Source organism: Bacillus sp. FSL L8-0654 (assembly GCF_038629965.1).
In the GTDB taxonomy this organism is placed as follows: Bacteria; Bacillota; Bacilli; order Bacillales; family Bacillaceae; genus Bacillus; species Bacillus safensis.
Genome location: NZ_CP152026.1, coordinates 969,952 through 990,774, shown reverse-complemented (window position 1 = coordinate 990,774; position 20,823 = coordinate 969,952). Strand labels below are relative to the sequence as shown.

Sequence of the window (20,823 nt, the reverse complement as noted above, 5' to 3'; positions counted from 1 at the left end):
TTTCATCAAAAAAAGCCCAGTCGCCTGGGCTCTTCATTTTATGAACTTGATTTCAGCTCGTACCGATGAATGATCGGCTGAAGCACATAGAAATTCAGCAATATCCACCCTAATAAGACCGGCCACTTCAACATAGGTGAAGCACCTTTCAATTGAATCAGCAGCACCAATAGTGGAATCAAGCAGATCATAAAAAAACTCATTTTTGAGACAAAGGTTTCTTTGATTTGATGCCGGCAGCTTGGACACATCATCATTTTCGTATGTGATAAATGAAATTTTTCGACGAAAGAAAATGTTTTTGAACAATTTGGACAGCTTCCCAACGCTACTCCTCCCTTTCCCTGCTTCATATCAACTTCGACTTTTATGTAAAATGACCTTTGGATACTGACCACGAAATCCTCTTCTGTTGAAAGATTCTAACAATTACCATACAATCAGTAAAAGAGCATGAAGGAGGTTTTCGATTCAATGACAATATCCACTTTACAAAAAAGCATCAATGAACGTCTTGATGAACATTATGAGGAAATGGTTGAAATTAGACGCCATCTCCATATGAATCCTGAACTTTCTTTTCAGGAAGAAGAAACAGCCGCTTTCATCGCCAGCTACTATGATACATTACAAATACCTACGCGCACCAAGGTGGGCGGTCATGGCGTACTCGCTTTTATTGAAGGAGCTTCTCCGGGACCAACCATTGCCCTCAGAGCTGATTTTGATGCACTTCCCATCCACGATGAAAAAGATGTACCTTACAAATCAACAAAGCCTGGTGTGATGCATGCGTGCGGTCACGATGGGCATACTGCGACACTTCTTGTATTAGCAAAAGTCTTGCATACGCATCGTGATCAATTAAAAGGCAAGATCGTCCTCATTCATCAGCATGCAGAAGAATATGCTCCCGGCGGTGCAAAACCAATGATTGAAGACGGCTGTTTAGACGGGGTCGATGTGATATTTGGTACGCACCTTTGGTCTTCAGAGCCTTGTGGCACGATTCTTTATAAAAGCGGGAACTTTATGGCAGCGGCCGATCGTTTCTCCATTCAAGTCCAAGGGAAAGGCGGACATGGCGCCCAGCCTCATTTAACAAAAGATGCCGTACTCATCGGTTCACAAATCGTCGCAAACCTGCAGCAAGTCGTTGCACGTAAAGTCAATCCAATTGATTCTGCTGTTGTTTCTGTTGGAGGTTTTGTAGCAGAGAATGCCTTTAACGTTATTGCAGATTCAGCTGTTTTAACGGGTACTGCACGATCCTTTGAAGAAAGTGCACGGCATATCATCGAACGAGAAATTGAACAGGTGGTAAAAGGGGTATGCCAGATGCATGATGCTGCCTACACATATGAATACGTAAGAGGATACCCTGCTGTCAAAAACCATCCAAAGCCGACTGAGTATATTGCTGGCATCGCAAACCAGACAGAAGGTGTCACAGAAGTAAAAGAAGCGGAAACCCAAATGGGCGGAGAAGACTTTGCTTACTACCTTCAGCATGTCCCTGGTACCTTCTTCTACACAGGCGCCATGCCGGAAAACAGCAAAGACGTCTATCCACATCATCATCCAAAGTTTGATATCAACGAAAAAGCAATGCCTATCGCAGCAAAGGTTCTCGCTAACGCCGTTCTTTCCTACAATGAATAAAAAAAAGCCGCTGTCATCAGCGGTTTCAGCGTGTAGACAAACCCTCGCATTCGGTGTCAGGTCTGCGCTCCGGTGCTCACGAATGTCAAATTCGCTCCGCTCCGCTGCTCGTCCTTCCTAGACTGCAAAGGTTTTCTATCACGCTGTGCTGAAAAGAAGACAAAGGGCTAAAATAAAGATTATTTTAGCCCTTTGTCAACAATCTGAAGCCGCTGTTATCAGCGGTTTTTCTATTTCATTTCTTTCAATATTCGCAAGTGAAACACATGGCGTGCAACCTCTCCGAGCTGTCCTGTCAGCTGATGATTTGCCACCCCGCCAACAGCGGCTCCGACGACCGGCATTAATTGAAACAGCTTTACAAGATCAATATAATCTCGATACTCCTGCTGAAAGCTGTACCAATCCATTTCCTCGCGGCTCGTTTCCCAATCATCTATGATTTTCATCATTTTTTGACGATGTGCACTGCTGGAAAAGGCGAGTTGAAATATACAGAGCAAAAAGAGTCTTTCCTCCTTTTGAGATAAATCAAAGCCATAAATACACGCCAGCTCATAAAGGCATTTCATCTTTATGCTCAGCAGCAGCGGAAAGTCTGCCATTCCGAGGAATAAACCGCCTGCACCTGTTCCAACCCCTTCGATAGCAGCCGCCTTTTGGTAATACTTCACTTTATCCTTTGCCAGTTCATTTCGTTCTACAATAGATAATTGTTCATCAATCACTGAAAATGAAGTAAAGTGTGATCCTGATACGGTGGATTCAACCATTGTTTTGACTGCACTTGTGATGACTTGATGAAACCTGGCAGGAATTCGGCGGTTCACCTGCTGCTGAACTCCTTTTGAAAACCGTTCGATCTTTGAAGGTTTTCTTAAAAAACGTGTTTGAAAAAGAATGGCTTCTTCATACAACTTCCGTTCAGCTGCATTCATCCGGTCCCCTCCTTGATGTCATCATACGCTCGCTGTAATCTCCACTTATCTCATCTTTTTTAACCTGCTTTGTACGTAAGGCTTAAAGAGGACAAGCACAAACGCTACAGAAATGAGAAGGGCAAGTCCGCTTCCCTGCCAGCCTCCTGCTGGAAGTACCGCACAGCTCAGCAATATCGATTGGATGATGAGCACATTACGGACGAGAACAAAAAAGCTTCGATCCTTTTCTTTTTGAGAAACTGGATAAAGTGCCTGTAATGAAAGATGAGCAAAGTGCTTCGTTAACGGCACAAGCTGTACACCTGTGATAAATACTGTGAACAAGACTAGTAACGCACCCACCCAGCCTGCTGCACCTGTATACAAAATAATCAGGACAAACACGGCCGTTAATCTAAACACCAGACCAAAATAGTCATTTGAGCGTACAAACGCCCTCACATACATATAAGAAAAAGTTTTACGCTGATCGTAAGGAACAAACTTCAACATCCAGTCCATGTATGCTCTTCTTTTCACCTGTTTCTTTAAGTGAGGCACATCTGTAAATAAGTTTGCCAAACGATAAAAGCGCTGCTTCCGTTTTAATTCATCAGAAATATGCAGTTCCCATTGAAAGGGCTGTTTTTTCACTGCATTTGTTAAGTAGACGAGATAGACACCGTAGATAAGATAAAAAACGATTGCAATCACATAGGCTGCCTGTAAGATGGTGTAGATCAACATCATATTTAATAGAAAACGAAGGGCTGCATCGAGCCATCTCACGTGTTTTCCTTGAAAATAAGTCATTCTCCATTGAATGGCTGTATTCAGACCCTTTATTAAGATCATTTGCGCCAATATCAGCACATACTCCGTGATGCCTCCTGAAGACACCGCCGAATAAAGCGGAAGCGCGACAATGGATACAGCAATGAGAGGAAACAGCTGAGAAATGAAGCTAAAGTTAAACGCTTGTTTTAAGTAAGGCTCCATCTTCCCTTCCAAAGGAAGCAAAAACACGAGATCGGCTTCTTTAATCAACGTACGTACGTATGAGCTTGTAAGTACCAATGAGAAAACAACTGCCATCACCCAGTAGGATGGGAAGTGAGCTGGAATATGTTTGAGCCAGCTGCTGTACCAGCTTGCTCCGCCTGCAAGGAAAAAAATGAGCACAATGACAAGATGATCGTTGAACATGTATTTTAAGTATTTTCTTGTTTCTTGTATGTGTTCCTCTAATCTTGATTTCCAAATAGTAAGCGTTGTTTTACTCATAGCTTTCTTCCTTTGTTAATTCCAAATAAAGATCATCGAGTGTCGCATCTCTCATATCGAACTGTTCTCTCAGCTCTGCCAGTGTTCCTTTCGCTCTGATTTCCCCTTCGTGCAAAATAATGAAGGAATCACAATAGCGCTCAGCTGTCGCTAAAATATGCGTTGACATCAGGACACTAGCGCCGCTTTTCTTCGCTGCATTCATCCGTTCAAGCAGTGCATTGATTGCAAGCGGATCAAGCCCTAAAAACGGTTCATCGATGATATACAGCTCTGGTTCCACAAGGAATGCACACATAATCATGACCTTCTGCTTCATTCCTTTTGAAAAATGAGCAGGGAACCATTTCAGCCTTTTCTCCATTCGAAATTCTTTCAGCAATGATGGCAGGCGTTCGTCTAATTGTTCCTTTGATAGACCGTAAGCCATCGCTGTCAGCTCTAAATGCTCTTTTAACGTTAATTCTTCATATAAAACAGGTGTTTCAGGAATAAATGTAAATTGTGAACGATACGCCTCTTGGTCGTCTTGAAGAGTTCGTCCATTCAATTCAATGACACCTTTATGCGGTTTCATGAGCCCGATAATATGGCGGATGGTTGTACTTTTCCCCGCCCCGTTTAAGCCAATGAGACCGACGATTTGATTTCTTTCTAATTCAAATGAAATATTTTTTAGAACGGGATTCTTCGTATATCCGCCCGTTACATCTTTTACAGTGAGAAGGGACATGAATTCGTTCCTTTCTTTCTTTTTTCCTTTATAGTAACAAAAACGAATGATAATTTGAAATGTTTACCTATAGACGAGTCATGAATAAAAAATAGGCGCTTTGGTCATCATAATGTATGTAGAAGAAATGAACTTGATGACCAATAAGTAAATGAGGTGTTTGTTAAAGGCAAAGAACCGCATGACAAGTTGGTTTTTCATCTAAAAACCTTAGCTTCTGTTTTGCTTCACTGATTCTTGATTTTTGTGTCCTATACAATATGTATTCGACAAACCAAAACGTCAAATGAGGTGTTTACGGCAGAAATAGCAGGCACATGAATTCTTTATTTCAGTAAATAGAGAATTCAAAAGGCATTCGAATGAAAGCATCAGCATTTCTTCTGCAGGAGCAGGATGAGCGACCAAAGGAGTTCGCTTGTCCTGTTTTCTTTTTTGCTTCTTTTTATGATACGATAAAGGAAAAATAGTGAGGAGTGACATGGCGTGAGCGACTGCATTTTTTGCAAGATCATTGATGGAGACATTCCATGTGCAAAAGTATATGAAGACGAGCATGTATTGGCTTTTCTTGATATCAGCCAAGTAACAAAAGGACATACCCTTGTAATCCCGAAAATACATAAAGAAAACATCTATGAGATGACACCAGAAGTGTCTAACCACTACTTCCAAGCGATTCCGAAAATTGCAAGGGCGATCAAACAGGAGTTTGAACCAATTGGGTTAAACCTCCTGAACAACAACGGTGAAAAAGCCGGTCAATCGGTGTTCCATTACCATATGCATATCATTCCGCGCTACGGAAAAGGCGATGGCTTTGGTGCCGTATGGAAATCACACCAAGATCAATACACGTCAGAGGATTTAAAAGACATTTCTTCTGCCATCCACACGCGGCTTACCTCATCTTAACAGATGAGGTTTTTCTTATTTTTGCCCCTTTTCCTCGCTTCCATCTCCTAATAGTAAGATATTTTGAACGATTCAAATTTTTTGTCCAAATGCTTCAAATTTGTGATAAGATGGTTTTATCTTTTGATCCATTAACGCGAGAAATAGGGAGAGATTGTGATGAAGCGAACGACGAATTTTAATGCTGGTCCGGCGGCACTGCCGCTAGAAGTTCTTCAAAAAGCACAGGAAGAACTTGTTGATTTTAAACAAACTGGGATGTCTGTGATGGAGCTTTCTCATCGCAGCGGTGAATATGAAGAAGTCCACAATAAAGCAAAAGCGCTTTTGGGGGAACTGATGCACATTCCAGAAGATTATGAAGTCCTCTTTTTACAAGGCGGAGCTAGTCTTCAATTTGCGATGATTCCTATGAACTTCTTACATGAAGGCGAAACAGCTCATTTCATTCAAACAGGCGCTTGGTCAGAAAAAGCATTGTCAGAAGCAAAAGGGTTTGGTCAGACATCTGTGCTTGCTTCAAGTGAAGATGACAACTACTCGTATATTCCAGAAGTAGATACTTCTGGTTTAACAGATGGTGCTTACTTGCACATCACATCGAACAATACGATCTTCGGCACTCAGTGGAAAACGTTCCCGAACACGTCACTCCCGCTCATTGCGGATATGTCCAGTGATATTCTCAGCAAAAAAATAGACGTTTCTTCATTTGATCTCATCTATGCTGGGGCACAAAAAAACCTAGGGCCTTCAGGTATCACGATTGTGATTGCACGCAAACGTTTATTAGAGAAAGAGAAAAGCAGCACGCCGAAAATATTAAAATATTCAACACATGCAAAAGCTAACTCTCTTTATCATACACCACCGACTTTTGCGATTTATATGCTGTCACTTGTCCTTGAGCATGTCAAACAAGCTGGCGGTGTAGAAGCAGCGGAAAAACGCAATGAACAAAAAGCAGGCATTCTCTATGATACCATTGATCAAAGCGGCGGTTTTTATCAAGGGCATGCGCGCGCTGACAGCCGTTCACATATGAATGTCACCTTTACTCTTCGCGATGATGCACTTACTTCTTCCTTTGTGGAAAAAGCAAAGCAAGAGCAAATGGTTGGACTTGCCGGCCACCGTTCTGTCGGTGGATGCAGAGCATCTATTTACAATGCGGTCTCAATTGAAGACTGCCAAAAGCTTGCGGACTTTATGAAAAAGTTCCAGCAAGAAAATGAGTAAAAAGGCTTTTCTATAGAGAAATAAATTTGTTATAATAACGAGAAATATAAAGTCATGACTCTTGCAATAAATGATGAGCCATATTATTGGAGAGTCCTATAAGAGCTTAGCAGAGGAGAGCATAGAAATGAAAACAAAAGAATTAGTGATTATGTCATTGCTTGCAGCAATGGGAGCTGTCTTGCATACGATTTTCCCGCCCATCTTTTTCGGAATGAAACCTGATATGATGCTTGTCATGATGTTTTTAAGCATCATCCTTTTCCCAAAGGTACAGCATGTTGTCGTGATTGCGCTAGTGACTGGTGTCATTTCTGCATTAACAACGGGATTCCCAGGCGGACAAATTCCGAATATGATTGATAAGCCAGTGACAGCCTTTATCTTCTTAGCCCTTTTCTTATCTTGCTTGAAGATAAAGAACAAAGTCGTGCTGACCGCTGTATTAACTGCGATTGGAACCATCGTATCCGGCGTGATTTTCTTATCTGCCGCTTTACTGATCACTGGACTGCCAGCTGCATTACCGGCACTTCTTGTGGGTGTTGTCCTGCCAGCAGCCGTGATTAATACCATCGCTATGGTATTTGTCTTCCCAATTGCTCAGTCCATTCTGAGACGTGCAAGAATGATAGAAGTTGCTTAACGAATAACCGAACCTCTTCATGATAGATGAAGAGGTTTCAGATTGTTGACAAAGGGCTAAAATGATCTTGATTTTAGCCCTTTGTCTTCTTTTCAGCGTGATAGAAAACCTTTGAAGTCTAGGAAGGACGAGTACTGGCGCGGAGCGAATTTGATATTCGTGAGCACCAGCACGCAGGACTGACAAAGAATGCGAGGGTTTGTCTACACGCTGGAACCTCTTCATGATAGATGAAGAGGTTTTTTTCATGCTTTTATAAAAGAAAAAGGGTCAGCAGCAAAATGAGGAGCGAAATTCCTGCACCAGCCGCACACACAAGTGCTTTTTGCTTTAAAACATGTTTTGGCGGATAAGACCCTGCATACCCAAGCTGTCTTGCATAATGAATAGAACCACCTGTAAAAACGATGACGATACACATAAAAACGAACAGAAAGACAGACAACCTTCTCCCCTCCCTTTTCTTCAAAAGTATGCTAAAATAAAGCAAGCTATGTATGGAAGTTCAATGAAGCTGATCGTCAGCTCAGAGAGAACATGCGAATGTGTAAAATTTGACTAGAGGTGATTTGAATGGCTAGTGGACGTTCTTTATTAACAGGATTATTTGTAGGCGGTCTCCTCGGAGGTGCGGCAGTGCTCCTGACGACTCCCTCTTCTGGCAGAGATGTGCGCGGAAAAGTGAAAGACGGCTATGACAAATTCGAAGATACGCTGACAAAATTAAAAAGAGATGGACAAGCTTTAAAAGAGCAAATTGTGGAAACAGCAAAAGAAAGCGCAGAGGTAATTAAAGAAGTCGGGTCTGAATTGCAAACATCGATTCAGCAATGGCGCGAAGAAATCAAACCTCATCAGCAGGACTTACAAAAGGAAATTCAGGAAATTGAGGAAAAGCTCAAACAACTGGAGAAAACCTTACAAAACTAATATACTCACAAAAAAATATTCGTTTACAAAAGTGTGCGGGGTGCGTATCCTGCACTTTTTTTGTTGAAAAAAGGTTATTTTGTCAATGTTTTTCATGACTTTTAAAAATTCTTGAATTTTCAGCTTTATTAATCTTTATTTTATTGGCATAATAGAATTACAAGAAAAAGAGAAGTAGGTGAAATGGATGAATCATTCGGAACAGCCTTTCGATGTAAAAGAAGCACTTTTATTCAGTCAAAGAATGGCCCAATTGAGCAAAGCTCTTTGGAAATCCATTGAAAAGGACTGGCAGCAGTGGATCAAACCGTATAACCTAAATATCAATGAACATCATATTTTGTGGATTGCGTATCAATTAAAAGGAGCTTCAATATCAGAAATTGCAAAGTTTGGCGTCATGCATGTATCAACGGCGTTTAACTTCTCTAAGAAACTGGAGGAACGAGGATTTTTAAAATTTTCTAAAAAGTTAAACGATAAGCGCAATACGTATATTGAGCTAACGCCAAAAGGCGAAGAGACATTCCATAAACTACTCGAAGATTATGACCCGGCCCGAACTGGTATTGTCAAAGGCGCACAGCCGCTTCATGACATTTACGGAAAGTTCCCTGAGATTTTAGAAATGATGTGTATCATTCGAAACATTTATGGTGAGGATTTCATGGAGATTTTTGAGAAATCGTTTTCAAACATTGAGAAGGACTTTTTGAATGAGCGAGGAAAAGTCACGAAAAAGTCTGAGGAACTTGAAGACTCAGCAGAGGCAGCAGAAAAAGCAGCTAAAACAAATCAAATTGTTTAATGATCTTTATAAATTCATTCATTAGCGGCTGAAACAGCCCTTGATCGTGCAAAGCAAATATCGTCTCATGAACATCCAGCTTTTCAATTAACTGTCCCGCAAAGAGCGCAAGGAGATCGTCAAACATGACGTAGCCTTGTGCTTTTTGCTTATCCATTTCCTCTGTAAGCTCAGCACAAATACGCTCAATTTCCTCTGCCTCTTCTTTCGACACACGCTGCCTGATCAATAACGCATAATATGGATAGCGGCTCATATCGGCTGCCGTCAATAAAAGTTCCATATAATATTCAAGCTGGCTCATTCGTTCCTCAATACTCATGTACGTTCCCTCTTTCTCTTAGTCCTTCTATTTTAGCCGAAAATACTCATTGACGAAAGAGACGAACCTCCCCCTTCAGTTCTTTTTTCTTGAAAAATCCAAAGTTTCCTCTCTTTATTCCATATGAAGGCACCATTTTATTTTTTTTCATCAAAACCATTGATTTTTATCCTCAGGAAGAGTAAATTATCTTGAGATATTCAATTCGATTTTTAGATTGGAAGGATGAAAAATGAATTGTTGGAAGACCATTAATCTTGAAAAGGATTATGGTTATACGAGAATGATGATTTCTGCCATAAGTCTTGCTATCCTTTTTTTCATTATGGCATTTTTATGTTTTCAACTGACTCATCCTGAAACGAGGCTAAGCAGCCATAACGCACCGCTTTTTGCCGTGCTCTTACTTGTGACATTGCTTGTCCACCGTGTGGTTCACTTGATCCCAGTGATGAAAAATAAGAAAAAAATGACGCTATTGATGAAACGAAATTGCTGGCAGCGCGTGCCTAAGAAAGTGATGCTTTTTTCACTTCTCAGCCCGTTTTGTGTCATCTCACCGGTTTATTTTGTGTTAGGCGTGGCGTTTCCTATGTACGCACACTATTTTATCATCATCGCAAGTATACATGCAGGCTATTGTTTGCCTGACTTTTTATTTGCATGGAAGCTGCTCAAAGCACCTAAATCCTGCATCATCGATCAAGCTCAAGACGAGTTTGATATTTTAGTTGACCAAACTTCCTCATCATGAGGTTTTTAAAGCCAACTTCTATCTTTTTCATAAAAAATTTGGTAATGTAGTATGGGAATAGCATAGAGAGGGGGGATCTCCGATAGTTTTATTTTACTTCATCGTCTTTGCCGCGTTTATTGTGTATTCAATAAACAGGCTTACTAATACATTATGCCTTGTCAGAGAGATTCCTGAAGAACGGCAAGATAAGGTGTTTCGCTTTATCAATGTATCGATACTGATCTTACTTATCTCATCATTTGTTGAAATTACCATTTCCATTTAAGATCAAAGCAAAAGCTGCCAGTTTGAGGGCAGCTTTTTGTGTATATGTGAATTAGCAAATCCAAGATGCACCGATGATGATCAATAAAATGAATAATACGACGACTAGTGCAAAACCGCCAGCAAAGACTTCTCCTCCCATGTGAAAACACCTCCTGCCAGTTCTTCCTCTGTTCTAAGCTCAGTGTATGCAGAAAAATAAAAAACGTTTAGGCACCTGTCATCGTTTGAAAAAAGAACCGCCCTCACGCACGGCAGGACGGCTCCCTTCTGTCACAGCGATTTAATTAGTAAAGATATGCTGCACCAACGATGATCAGCAAAATGAATAGCACGACCAATAAAGCAAACCCATTAGAATATCCTGCTCCCATATAATTCAGCCTCCTTTTTGTGATCACTATATGTGTATGTCGCGCGCAATTTTTTGACTAGACGAATGCCCTTCCATTTGCATTTCTTTTTACAGCGTGTCACAATATGTTATGATACAAGCAATGATAAATAAATTGGAAAGATTAGGAGTGTTTTTTGAATGAAAAAAATAGCTTTAGCAGCTGTAACAGCAGTAAGTGTTTTAACTCTTGGCGCATGCAGTAGCGGTGATAAAGATGTGATCGCCACAACGAAATCAGGAGATGTCACAAAAGGAGAACTTTATACAACTCTTAAGAAACAAGCAGGTGGAGATGCTCTAAACCTACTTGTTCAACAAAAGGTTCTTGCTGACAAATACAAAGTATCTGATAAAGAAATTGATAAGAAATTGGAAGAATATAAAAAGACACTTGGTGAAGATCGTTTAAAACAGCTTCAAGATGAATTCGGTAAAGATTACATCAAAGATCAAGTGAAATATGAGCTGCTGACTCAAAAGGCTGCCAAAGCTAACATCAAAATCACTGATAAAGAAGTAAAATCGTATTACGATGACCTTAAAGGAAAAATCCGTGCAAGCCACATTTTAGTAGCTGATAAGAAAACAGCTGACGAAGTGGAAAAGAAATTAGATAAAGGTGAAAAATGGGATTCCCTTGTCTCTGAATATTCAACTGATACTGCTTCAGCAGCACAAGGCGGAGATGTAGGCTGGTTCGCAAAAGAAGGCCAAATGGACGAGAACTTCAGCAAAGCTGCTTTCAAACTAAAAGTAAATGAAATCAGCAAGCCAGTAAAATCCCAATTCGGCTACCATATCATTAAAAAGACTGAAGAACGCGGTAAATATGATGACATGAAAGCAGACTTGAAAAAAGAACTGCTTGACCAAAAACAAGCAGACACAAATGAAATCCAAAACATCTTAAACAAATTAGTAAAAGATGCTGATGTGAAAGTAAAAGATAAAGAGCTTCAAAAAACGTTCAAAGAAAAATCTGAACAGCCTGCACAAAATCAGCAGACACAACAGAACCAGTAATCACAAAAAAACCCTCTGCCGTAATCGTGCAGAGGGGTTTTTGTATGACGAGATTAAGCAATTGAATGATCTTCATGTGCCGCAGTATCCTGTGATCTTTTCACCTGCTGATTCTGGCGTCTGCGCTCTCTTTCCTGTTCCATTCGCTCGATAAAAATTTCTCCTTCCTTTTCAATAAAGGATTGATCAATTTCTTGCTCCTCTTTGGCTGTTGTCATTAATTTATACGCACAGAAAATAATGCCGATAATACATGCATACACCCACCACGGAAAAAACAACATTTTTTCATCGCCTCCTTTTCTTAAGGACATTCCTCTCTTCCTTTGTGTTACATGCTTATGCGAAAAGAAGACAAGTTATGAAAAAAAACGCCCGCATAAACGGACGTTTTGACATGATTATTCGTGATGGAAGGTTGGTTTATAAAACGAACGATTCTCAAGTGCAAAAATACGTTCTGTATATTCTCCTGGTTTCACATGCTCAAGCGCACGATCCATCATGTTCATTTTCGCATCTAAATTATCAATATAGTGGAGAATTTCAGCTTCTTTCACCATTGGTGGTTTCGGGCTGCCCCATTCTCCTTTTCCGTGATGACTCAGGACCAAGTGCTGTAAAATGAGAATTTCCTCTGAATCAATGCTAAGCTCTTCCGCAGCTTTCGCAATTTCTGTCACCATAATGGAAATGTGGCCAATTAAATTCCCTTCCACAGTATATGTCGTGGAGACTGGACCCGAAAGCTCTTTGACTTTCCCTAAATCATGAAGAATGATGCCTGAATATAAAAGATCTCGATCTAGTGATGGATATAGGTCAACAATTGATTTTGCTAAATGCAGCATAGACACAACGTGGTAGGCGAGTCCAGAGACAAATTCGTGATGATTTTTTGTCGCTGCTGGATAATCAGCAAATTCCTGTCCATATTTCTTCAGCAAATGCCTTGTAACACGCTGAATATTAGGGTTTTTCATATCAAAAATATATTGCATAATCGTATCCATCATATCGTGTTTTGGAATAGGAGCTGTTTCGAGAAAGTCATCAATTCGAATTTGCTCGTTTTCAGCAACAGGGCGTATATTCCTAAGCTTCAGCTGATTCCTCCCGCGATAATGATGAATGTCGCCTACTACCTTCACGATGGTTTGCGGGCCGTAGGTGATTTCATCATTCTGCTTTGCATCCCATAGTTTCGCCTCAATATCTCCACTTTGATCTTGAAGAATGAGCGTTAAAAATGGTTTGCCATTACTTGCAATCCCTTTAGTAGATGATTTAATTAATAAATGCAGGTCAACTTGTTCGCCGACATCATAGGTCATGATCCCTTTAGCCATTCAATAAAAGCTCCTTCCATGTTTCTGCTCATATAAGTATAACATAAGTCATTATTTGTCAATCATTCAACTGCTAAACTCGTAATCTGTCCATCTTCTGCTGCCTGCGTCATATGCTGATGACAGGTAAAATAAAACAGCTGTGTTTCAAAACGCGTGAGTTCATTCATCAACTCCAGTACTCTTCCTAGACGAACATGATCAAAATGAACGAAGCTGTCATCCATCATAAACGGAAGCTGACATTCATGCTGATGAGACAAGGCGAGTGCAAAACGAATGGCCAGATAGACTTGTTCACAGGTTGCTTGTGAGAGCTCCTCTGGGCGGAATATTCGTCCGTCCATCCTTTTCACGATCAGCCGGTCATCCTCGGGTGAAAATAAAATGGCTTCATATCGATCATTCGTTAACGGCTGAATAAAGCGGGAGGCTGTTTGCAGCAGTGCTGGCAGCCTTTTTTCTTTATGTTCATTCAATTTTTCTCGAATGACGGAGCGAACAAGCTGAATCGCCGCCCATTTTTTCGCAAGATACTTTGCATGCTCCTGCTCAGCTGAAAGCTGATGGGTCAAATCAGACACCGTACCTGAAGCTTCTATTTGCCGGATTTCCACTGCTCGTTCTGCCAGAAGTTTTTCCATATTCGCCGCATTCGATTGTATGTTATTCAGGTGCTGCTTTGCTTCCGCACACTCTTCTTCAAGAAGACGCATTCCTTTACGAACAATCGATTCTTCCTCATCAAAGCAGCCGCTTCTATGCAGCTCTTGATTCAGCTGCTGCAAATGGGAAAGCCGTTCCCGATATTCTTTCGATAGATGGGAAAGAATTTGGTAATCTTTTTTGGACTCTGCCTCTACTTGACGAAAAAGCGCGTCCATTTGTTTTTCGTAATAGTCAATTTCCCCTTCTAGTGCCGTGATCTGCTGTTTCACATGTTGAATCGATACATCCAATGTCTGACGTTCTTTTTCTCTTTTCGCCTCATCTTTCAAAATCTCTTGAAAGGCCGAGATGTTCTCTTGGATGGTGCCTTCCTTTCGTTGCAGAAGACTGCTTAACGCTTCCACCCTGTGCTCATAATTGGATTGCTGGCCGGCAAGCTCGTCTATTTCCCGGCTAAGTTCCTCATATTCCGCTGTATCCGTTTTTAATTGCTTCAGAATAAGAAAGGCTTCTACTAGGAAAGAAAGCTCTGAGGACAAGCCCAGCTGTCTTTTCTTTTCCTCTACTTGCTGCTGGACAGGTTCCAGCTCCTGCTCCCAGTCTTCATATTGCCGAATGATCCTTTCGTACAAAAGCTCCTTCTGCCTCACAAGCGTTTCAGCTGAAGCTGCCTGTACTTGGAAGGAATCGAATGCTCCCCCGCCGCTTCCCTGTTTCACCTGTGCCGATTTCAAAAATGGGTAAATAGCAAAGAAGACAAAAACAGAAAACCCTGCAAATAAGAAAGTAACCCACCACTCTGTTAATAAGAAAAGGACAAGCAGAAATGCAGCATCAAATATCACCATCACAGGAAATAACCACGCCCGGGAATGAACCTGTTTCTCTTTTGTTCTTGTTTCCCCAGCTTCCACTGTACTGTGCGATTTGGCCTGCTGTTCCTTTAATCCTTTTAAAGCGGTTTCCGCTTCTTCCAGCTCATGTCTTGCATGATCAAACCGGTCATCCAGCTGTGCCTTTCTGTCCATTAAACGAACGTATTGGCTGACAGCCTCCTTTAATTCCCACTCAAATTCAAGGGAGTCGTCAATCTGATCAAGCTTGACTGAACGCTGCCACTTTAGCTTCGCTGCGGCTTCGTCCATTTTTTGTTTCAATGAATCACGTTCTGCTTTACATTCAGCTAAGCGGTTTTTGACACGTTCAGCATGAGAAGATTCATCAACGACACGCTTCATCTCCAGTAATGTATCCTTGTCATAAAGCGGTTGAACTTGTGCCAGCGAGGTTTGCAAATGATCTAATTTTTGCTTTAGTGCAGTCATTTGAGCCTTTTTCGGGTGAAGGTGTGATTCTAATTTATCCAATTCATGCTCTGTTTCTGCTCTAAAGCGTTTGACTCGTTCTGGATAACGGGCTAATTCTTTTTTTAACTCCATCTTCTTCTCTATCATGGGATAAAGTCGAATGTGTTCGTTTAACTGCTGAATTTGTTCTTCTGTGTGCTTCATTTCCTTTTGAAGCGCTGCGATATTCTCTATTAATTCAGAATGCTCCCGTTTTTTCTCTGTATAACGGCCTTCTGCCAATCTAGCTTGTTTCAGCTGGGCAGCCAGCTCTTTTAAACGATCAAGCTGCTGGTTTAATTCCGGCTTGCGTCCATTTGGTTTAAACAGCTGCTCCTGCTGCTTAAGCAGCCTGCTATCCATCTTAGAGGCAGCATCTGAGCCAAATAAACTTGAGAAAAGGAGAAATTCACCGATTTGATCTTCGTTTAAGGCTTGGACATTTTGCAGTCCAAACACATCAAATGAATAGATTGATTGGAATAATCTGCGATCTGTTCCCTTTAAAAGAGTTCGTAGAAATGCTTCATCTTTCACTTCACCATTCGGTAAAAGCACCTGTGCTTGACCGCCTCGATCGGACGATCTCTCAATGTGAATGACACCTAACTCCTCATCTAAGCAAGTGAGGGAGCCGCCATAGAAAGATCCTTGTTTCGGCTTGTCTATCTTGTTTTTTGAAAAACCAAATAACATCGACTCAATAAACGCCTTCAATGTCGTTTTCCCCGATTCATTCAGGCCGTAAACTAGCTGAAAACCGTCATCAGAAAAGTGAAAGGTTCGATTTGAAAATTTCCCGAAATTCGCTATATGGAGTGAACGTATTTTCATCATACCTCTCCTTTTCTCATAATTGCTTCAGCTGTTCCGTCAGCAGCCTTTGTGCTTCTTCTTTTATATCCAATTCATCCTCTTTTGTGAGCGCTTTTCCTGACTTCCTGTAGATTGGGTGACGCTTGATCGGTAAAAGCAGCTCTTCATATGACTCAAACTGTGCAATTTCTGCCGTTAGTTCCTTCAAAAAAGAATCCTCTGGATAGATCACATCCTCATTTGTTCGGCAGTCAATTGACATCACCCAAACGAACACGTCTTCATCTTCCTCCTGCTCATGAAAAACAGTCAACAGCTCTTCGAGGACCTCAAGCTGCGTATGCTCAAAGTAAGAAGGTGCATCACCTGTCAATTCAATTCTCACAAAATGAGGAACGCCTTCCTCTTTCAGCTCATTGATTTTGCCTTCCACTAGTGTGACAAGATCCGTCATATGAACCGTTTCTGTGATGTCTATGGCCAGTTTCTCAAAGATGATATCTGCACAGCTGATAAAATCCGCTGCCTGAGAATCTTCGGAGAGGTGAATCAAGTAACAGCCTTTTTCTCCCGTTTCTTTTATATGTCTGCCCTGCACATTACCAGGGTAAATAATATATGGATCTTCATGCAGAAGGGCTCTTTTATGTATATGTCCAAGCGCCCAATAATTGAAATCCCTCGTTAGGAGCTGCTGAAGCTGAAATGGGGCATATGCATCATGTCCTTCTTGTCCGGCTAATGTGCCGTGAAGCATTGCAATGTGATAGGCAGCATCTGTTGTTTTGACATAATGAGATGTCATATTTTCATAGACAGCCCGCTCTTTGTAGCTAAACCCATAAATACTCGCGACAAGCTGCTCCCCTCGATAATAGGAGATCTCACTTGGTGTACTGCTCGAAAAGACATGTACATTCTCGGGCCACTCAATCGGTGTCCATTCCCCGCCTAAATGATCATGATTCCCATAAATAATAAAGACTTCAATCCCGTGCGTTTGCAGTCTTACAAACTGATTTCTTAAAAACAGCTGTGCTTTTAAGCTGCGATTGGATTCATCAAATAAATCTCCGCTCAGCAGCACAAAGTCTACCGCCCGCGCAATGGCGAGATCAAAGATGTTCTTAGCACTTTGAAATGTACTTTCTTTGAGCCGCTTAAATATAGAATTAGGTATAGTCGACATTCCTGCAAATGGACTGTCTAAATGTAAATCTGCGGCATGAATAAAGGTGAGCTTAGTCAAACGTCTATCTCCTTGTCCGATACTGTCATTGTCCATATTTTATCATGCCATTTTTACGAATGCACGTTCTATCACTCTCAATCTAAAAAACACATTTTTAAGGGCTAAAAAAGAGGTTTTGTCTTATTCCATGTTTAATTACATTAAAAAACAGAGGAAAGGAAGATGAGGAATGGAGAAGACATACTTTTTAACCGTATTTGACCGGTCGGGTGAGACTTTATTAAATGAAAAAATCACAGCGGATAGTGACAAGAAAGCAAAGGAATTAGGACGCCATCGCTTAATGGAACAGCAATACACAAAGCATTCTCATCGACTCGTTGATCAAGCAGGCAAGCTGCTTTTATTTGAACGTTAAAAAAGCCGGCTTTCGCCGGCCTCATGTTCATTTATGCTTTTTGAAAGACAGGACGTCTTTTTTCTAAAAAGGCCTGTATACCTTCCTTGTGATCATGACTTTTTCTCAGTCTTGCCTGTGCTGCTCTCTCTTTTTGAAGAGCGGCTAAGAGCTTTGATTCTGACTGCTGGAAATAGATCATCTTTGTTTCGATAAAGGCTTGAAGCGGCATGTTCATAAATGGCTTCACACACACTTTTTGGTACGTATCGACCTCATCCTGAAACACCCCGTCTGCAAGGCGCAGCTTTAACGCTTCTTCAGCCGGCAGCTTTTGTCCGCTCCAAATCAATTGTTTAGCGGTTTGCTCACTCACTCTTTTTGTGAGGAAAAAATGCCCCCCGCCATCTGGAATTAATCCTACTCCATTAAAATTCATGGCAAGTTTTGCATCCTGATGCATAAACAAGTAGTCACAGCTTAGAGCAAAGCTAAAGGCGAGGCCTGCTGCTGACCCGTGGACAAGCGCAATCGTCACTTTTTTCATACCAGCTAGAGAAAGTGTAATTCCCTCGATCAAATCCATCACACGATGAAAATCTTCTTCACTTTCCTGCTTGAGCATCATCCCAATATCTCCGCCTGCTGAAAATCCTTTTCCTGCTCCCTTGATGACAACGACTTTTGCACTGCTTTCCTCCGCTGCATCACATGCTTCTTTGAATTCAGCAAACATGTCCACATGAAAAGAATTATAAGCTTCAGGCCTATTGAAAACGATTTCAAAAATATCCCCGTCTAACTGACAATTGATATATGTCATCATCCATCCCCCTCTTCTTTTAAAAGCTCATAACTTACTTCCATTTCCATCATGTAAAACCTTTTTCTCTAAACAAAAAATTTCAAGATCAATTGATACTAAAATAAGCATAATGATTGAAACAAGAAATATATTTTTATATAGTAAAAAAAGAAAGAAAATAAATTTGAAAGGAGGAGGATGATTGATCAGATGTTCCATCATGATATTGGTTAGCTTCATCGTCATGTTTTCTCCTTTTTCAAATGTCGTTTTTGCTTCACAGGCAGAAGCGAGCACACCTAGCCTGATTTCTCCATCCATTTATGATGAAGAAATCAATGCTGTGAAGACACCTTCGTTTTCAAAAAAACACGCTTCATCCATTCTGTTGAAAGACAGATTATCAATGATGGATGCCAAGACTTTTCTGCCAAAGCCTGCCCCATCAGCTGCATTGTCCATTGATCTATGTTTTTTGGAAATGAAGTGTGCGATCCCCGTTATGTATCAATCTAATTACCTCTACTGATTCATTTTATTTCATCCGCATTTACTATATAAAAACACAGACTATCAAATTCGGAGGGATAAAATGAACATTAAAGAAAATGATCTTCCTGGGATCGGAAAGAAATTTGAAATTGAAACGAGAAATAGAGAAAAGATGACGATTGTGATTCATGATGATGGCAGACGGGAAATTTATCGTTTTGACGATGATGATCCAGATGAAGTGCTGTCTACCATTTCACTCGATGATGCTGAATCCCGGCAAATCGCTGCTATTATCGGCGGTATGGTGTATAAACCGCAGGCACTAGAAACCATTGAAATGGCCTTCAACGACTTGATCATTGAATGGTTTAAAGTGGAAAAAGGTGCAAAAGCGGTTGGACATACACTCGGTGATTTAGATGTGAGACAAAATTATGAAGTCACCGTGATTGCGATCATTAAACATACAAATGAAAAATTACTCAACCCTGGTGCCGATTCGATTATTCAAGCAAATGATACGATGGTCATTTCGGGCGAAAGAAAACACTTGAAACGATTGGTACGTGATTTTCTTTCTAGAGGGGGAGAGTGATGAATGGATCATTTAGTCTTTGAAGTTGGGACGGCGCTAATTCTTATCGCCATCGCCAGCTTAATCGCCAATAAAATTAAATTTTCTATCATCCCTTTTCTCATTGTCCTCGGAATGATTGTTGGGCCGCATGCTCCAACTATCGGGATCATTGATTTGAAATTTATCGAAAGCACGGAGATCATTTCGTTTTTTGGCAGAATGGGCGTCCTGTTCCTTCTTTTCTATCTTGGACTTGAGTTCTCTGTCGGAAAACTCATTAAATCGGGTAAATCTATTGCAGTCGGCGGATCTATTTATATTTTGATCAACTTCAGCTTAGGACTGCTCTACGGTTTTATCACAGGGTTTGGATTCCTTGAGATTCTCATTATGGCAGGTGTGATCACCATTTCATCCAGCGCCATTGTGGCCAAGGTCCTTGTCGATTTGAAACGGACGGCAAATCCTGAAACAGAGTTAATTCTAGGGATTATTATGTTTGAGGATATTTTCCTTGCCGTATATTTATCTGTCGTATCAGGTCTTGTCCTTGGAGATGCCACTACTGTTGGCGGTGCCTTATTATCGATTTTAATCGCTTTTGGTTATATGATGCTTTTCTTTATCATTGCGCGGAAGCTGCCAAAACTATTAAATAAGTTGTTTGATATCCGTTCGAACGAAGTGTTTATCATTGTGATTTTTGCCGCTTTGTTCTTTGTCGCTGGTTTTTCAGAAACAATTCATGTAGCAGAGGCTATTGGAGCTCTCTTACTTGGTCTTGTTTTCTCAGAAACAGAGCACTCAGACCGCATCGAGCATCTCGTGGTTCCGTTTAGAGATTTCTTTGGAGCGATGTTCTTTTTCAGCTTTGGTCTCAGTATCGATCCGTTTACATTGGGTGATGCCTTCTGGCTTGCGATCGGCGCTGTGATTCTTACCTTAATTGGGAACTTCACTGCCGGAATGTTCGCTGGACGGAGAGCTGGATTTTCTTATAAAGCCTCTTCTAATATTGGATTAACCATCGTATCGAGAGGAGAGTTTTCAATCATTGTTGCCGAGCTTGGCATCGCCGGCGGACTTGCCGCTACTTTGAAGCCCTTTGCTGCATTGTATGTCTTAATCCTTGCGATCTTAGGACCGCTCGTAACGAAAGAATCTAAGAAAATCTATCAAATCCTAAACAAAATGTTCAAATGGAAACCTGAAAAACCAAAAGTAAAAAAAGAAACGACGATCTAATGAAAAAGGGCCCTATGCTTAGGCCCTTTTTT

The 20,823-nt window shown here is 40.9% G+C and carries 26 protein-coding genes; 13 read left to right on the top strand and 13 right to left on the bottom strand.

Annotated features, from left to right (window positions below; translation table 11 throughout):
- Window positions 1–38: 38 nt before the first annotated feature.
- On the bottom strand, window positions 39–326 hold the full coding sequence (locus MHH65_RS04960) for a hypothetical protein (protein ID WP_225315487.1): 288 nt from the start codon (window positions 324–326) through the stop codon (window positions 39–41).
- A 148-nt stretch (window positions 327–474) separates the two neighbouring features.
- Here MHH65_RS04960 and MHH65_RS04955 point away from each other — a divergent pair, with 148 nt between their 5' ends.
- Window positions 475–1,662, top strand: a complete 1,188-nt coding sequence (locus tag MHH65_RS04955) for a M20 family metallopeptidase (protein ID WP_024426560.1) — start codon at window positions 475–477, stop codon at window positions 1,660–1,662.
- A gap of 230 nt (window positions 1,663–1,892) precedes the next feature.
- On the opposite strand, the gene MHH65_RS04950 is transcribed toward MHH65_RS04955, so the two are convergent.
- Genes MHH65_RS04950 through MHH65_RS04940 form a run of 3 tightly spaced genes read right to left on the bottom strand, consistent with a single transcriptional unit; the run spans window position 1,893 to window position 4,599 of the window.
- Window positions 1,893–2,600: an EcsC family protein gene (locus MHH65_RS04950; protein WP_024426561.1), complete on the bottom strand. Its 708-nt coding sequence runs from the start codon at window positions 2,598–2,600 to the stop codon at window positions 1,893–1,895.
- A 45-nt stretch (window positions 2,601–2,645) separates the two neighbouring features.
- Window positions 2,646–3,866 carry an ABC transporter permease gene (locus MHH65_RS04945; protein WP_024426562.1) on the bottom strand — a complete coding sequence of 407 codons (1,221 nt, stop codon included), beginning with the start codon at window positions 3,864–3,866 and terminating at the stop codon, window positions 2,646–2,648.
- Window positions 3,859–4,599: an ABC transporter ATP-binding protein gene (locus MHH65_RS04940; RefSeq protein ID WP_024426563.1), complete on the bottom strand. Its 741-nt coding sequence runs from the start codon at window positions 4,597–4,599 to the stop codon at window positions 3,859–3,861. Before MHH65_RS04940 ends, MHH65_RS04945 begins: the two co-directional genes overlap by 8 nt.
- A gap of 486 nt (window positions 4,600–5,085) precedes the next feature.
- Here MHH65_RS04940 and MHH65_RS04935 point away from each other — a divergent pair, with 486 nt between their 5' ends.
- From MHH65_RS04935 to MHH65_RS04925, 3 genes are all read left to right on the top strand, one after another.
- Complete coding sequence (locus MHH65_RS04935) at window positions 5,086–5,514, top strand: HIT family protein (RefSeq protein ID WP_024425457.1); 429 nt, start codon at window positions 5,086–5,088, stop codon at window positions 5,512–5,514.
- A 159-nt stretch (window positions 5,515–5,673) separates the two neighbouring features.
- Entirely contained in the window at window positions 5,674–6,753 is a 1,080-nt protein-coding gene (serC, locus tag MHH65_RS04930) for a 3-phosphoserine/phosphohydroxythreonine transaminase (RefSeq protein WP_024426564.1), read from the top strand.
- 127 nt (window positions 6,754–6,880) lie between these two features.
- On the top strand, window positions 6,881–7,399 hold the full coding sequence (locus MHH65_RS04925) for a tryptophan transporter (protein WP_024425455.1): 519 nt from the start codon (window positions 6,881–6,883) through the stop codon (window positions 7,397–7,399).
- A gap of 253 nt (window positions 7,400–7,652) precedes the next feature.
- Here the strand turns inward: MHH65_RS04925 and MHH65_RS04920 are convergent, their stop codons facing one another.
- Window positions 7,653–7,844 (bottom strand): hypothetical protein, encoded by a 192-nt coding sequence (locus tag MHH65_RS04920; protein WP_024425454.1) that lies wholly within the window; start codon window positions 7,842–7,844, stop codon window positions 7,653–7,655.
- A 128-nt stretch (window positions 7,845–7,972) separates the two neighbouring features.
- Between MHH65_RS04920 and MHH65_RS04915 the strand changes: the two genes are divergently transcribed.
- A complete protein-coding gene (locus MHH65_RS04915) occupies window positions 7,973–8,329 on the top strand; it encodes a YtxH domain-containing protein (protein ID WP_024425453.1) in 357 nt (118 codons plus the stop codon).
- Window positions 8,330–8,516: 187 nt separating this feature from the next.
- A complete protein-coding gene (locus MHH65_RS04910; protein WP_048238392.1) occupies window positions 8,517–9,137 on the top strand; it encodes an HTH-type transcriptional regulator Hpr in 621 nt (206 codons plus the stop codon).
- Here MHH65_RS04910 and MHH65_RS04905 read toward each other — a convergent pair.
- Window positions 9,115–9,459, bottom strand: a complete 345-nt coding sequence (locus MHH65_RS04905; RefSeq protein WP_024425451.1) for a YhaI family protein — start codon at window positions 9,457–9,459, stop codon at window positions 9,115–9,117. The two genes, MHH65_RS04910 and MHH65_RS04905, sit on opposite strands and share 23 nt — an antisense overlap.
- Before the next feature lie 232 nt (window positions 9,460–9,691).
- Between MHH65_RS04905 and MHH65_RS04900 the strand changes: the two genes are divergently transcribed.
- Window positions 9,692–10,213 carry a DUF3267 domain-containing protein gene (locus MHH65_RS04900; protein ID WP_024425450.1) on the top strand — a complete coding sequence of 174 codons (522 nt, stop codon included), beginning with the start codon at window positions 9,692–9,694 and terminating at the stop codon, window positions 10,211–10,213.
- Window positions 10,214–10,295: 82 nt separating this feature from the next.
- Entirely contained in the window at window positions 10,296–10,481 is a 186-nt protein-coding gene (locus MHH65_RS04895) for a hypothetical protein (RefSeq protein ID WP_072368131.1), read from the top strand.
- A gap of 51 nt (window positions 10,482–10,532) precedes the next feature.
- On the opposite strand, the gene MHH65_RS04890 is transcribed toward MHH65_RS04895, so the two are convergent.
- Complete coding sequence (locus MHH65_RS04890; protein ID WP_017360317.1) at window positions 10,533–10,622, bottom strand: YjcZ family sporulation protein; 90 nt, start codon at window positions 10,620–10,622, stop codon at window positions 10,533–10,535.
- Between the two features lie 145 nt (window positions 10,623–10,767).
- Entirely contained in the window at window positions 10,768–10,854 is an 87-nt protein-coding gene (locus MHH65_RS04885; protein WP_008361129.1) for a YjcZ family sporulation protein, read from the bottom strand.
- Between the two features lie 161 nt (window positions 10,855–11,015).
- Between MHH65_RS04885 and MHH65_RS04880 the strand changes: the two genes are divergently transcribed.
- Window positions 11,016–11,900: a peptidylprolyl isomerase gene (locus tag MHH65_RS04880; protein WP_098676779.1), complete on the top strand. Its 885-nt coding sequence runs from the start codon at window positions 11,016–11,018 to the stop codon at window positions 11,898–11,900.
- Between the two features lie 53 nt (window positions 11,901–11,953).
- On the opposite strand, the gene MHH65_RS04875 is transcribed toward MHH65_RS04880, so the two are convergent.
- The 4 genes from MHH65_RS04875 to MHH65_RS04860 form a co-directional block, all read right to left on the bottom strand.
- Entirely contained in the window at window positions 11,954–12,184 is a 231-nt protein-coding gene (locus MHH65_RS04875; protein ID WP_024425448.1) for a sporulation YhaL family protein, read from the bottom strand.
- 117 nt (window positions 12,185–12,301) lie between these two features.
- On the bottom strand, window positions 12,302–13,249 hold the full coding sequence (gene yhaM / locus MHH65_RS04870) for a 3'-5' exoribonuclease YhaM (protein ID WP_024425447.1): 948 nt from the start codon (window positions 13,247–13,249) through the stop codon (window positions 12,302–12,304).
- A 62-nt stretch (window positions 13,250–13,311) separates the two neighbouring features.
- Window positions 13,312–16,098 carry an AAA family ATPase gene (locus MHH65_RS04865; RefSeq protein ID WP_268413063.1) on the bottom strand — a complete coding sequence of 929 codons (2,787 nt, stop codon included), beginning with the start codon at window positions 16,096–16,098 and terminating at the stop codon, window positions 13,312–13,314.
- Window positions 16,099–16,114: 16 nt separating this feature from the next.
- Window positions 16,115–17,329: a DNA repair exonuclease gene (locus MHH65_RS04860; RefSeq protein WP_024426569.1), complete on the bottom strand. Its 1,215-nt coding sequence runs from the start codon at window positions 17,327–17,329 to the stop codon at window positions 16,115–16,117.
- Window positions 17,330–17,501: 172 nt separating this feature from the next.
- On the opposite strand from MHH65_RS04860, the gene MHH65_RS04855 reads away from it, so the two are divergent.
- Entirely contained in the window at window positions 17,502–17,690 is a 189-nt protein-coding gene (locus tag MHH65_RS04855; protein ID WP_024425445.1) for a YhzD family protein, read from the top strand.
- A 31-nt stretch (window positions 17,691–17,721) separates the two neighbouring features.
- Here MHH65_RS04855 and MHH65_RS04850 read toward each other — a convergent pair whose 3' ends face one another.
- Complete coding sequence (locus MHH65_RS04850) at window positions 17,722–18,495, bottom strand: enoyl-CoA hydratase (protein WP_051149972.1); 774 nt, start codon at window positions 18,493–18,495, stop codon at window positions 17,722–17,724.
- A gap of 181 nt (window positions 18,496–18,676) precedes the next feature.
- Here MHH65_RS04850 and MHH65_RS04845 point away from each other — a divergent pair, with 181 nt between their 5' ends.
- From MHH65_RS04845 to MHH65_RS04835, 3 genes are all read left to right on the top strand, one after another.
- Window positions 18,677–19,003 (top strand): potassium:proton antiporter, encoded by a 327-nt coding sequence (locus MHH65_RS04845; protein WP_224426399.1) that lies wholly within the window; start codon window positions 18,677–18,679, stop codon window positions 19,001–19,003.
- Between the two features lie 63 nt (window positions 19,004–19,066).
- Complete coding sequence (locus tag MHH65_RS04840) at window positions 19,067–19,564, top strand: cation:proton antiporter regulatory subunit (protein ID WP_024425442.1); 498 nt, start codon at window positions 19,067–19,069, stop codon at window positions 19,562–19,564.
- A gap of 3 nt (window positions 19,565–19,567) precedes the next feature.
- The gene (locus MHH65_RS04835; protein WP_125587320.1) at window positions 19,568–20,791 is read left to right on the top strand and encodes a cation:proton antiporter; all 1,224 of its coding nucleotides are present in this window, start codon (window positions 19,568–19,570) and stop codon (window positions 20,789–20,791) included.
- The last annotated feature ends 32 nt before the right edge of the window (window positions 20,792–20,823 follow it).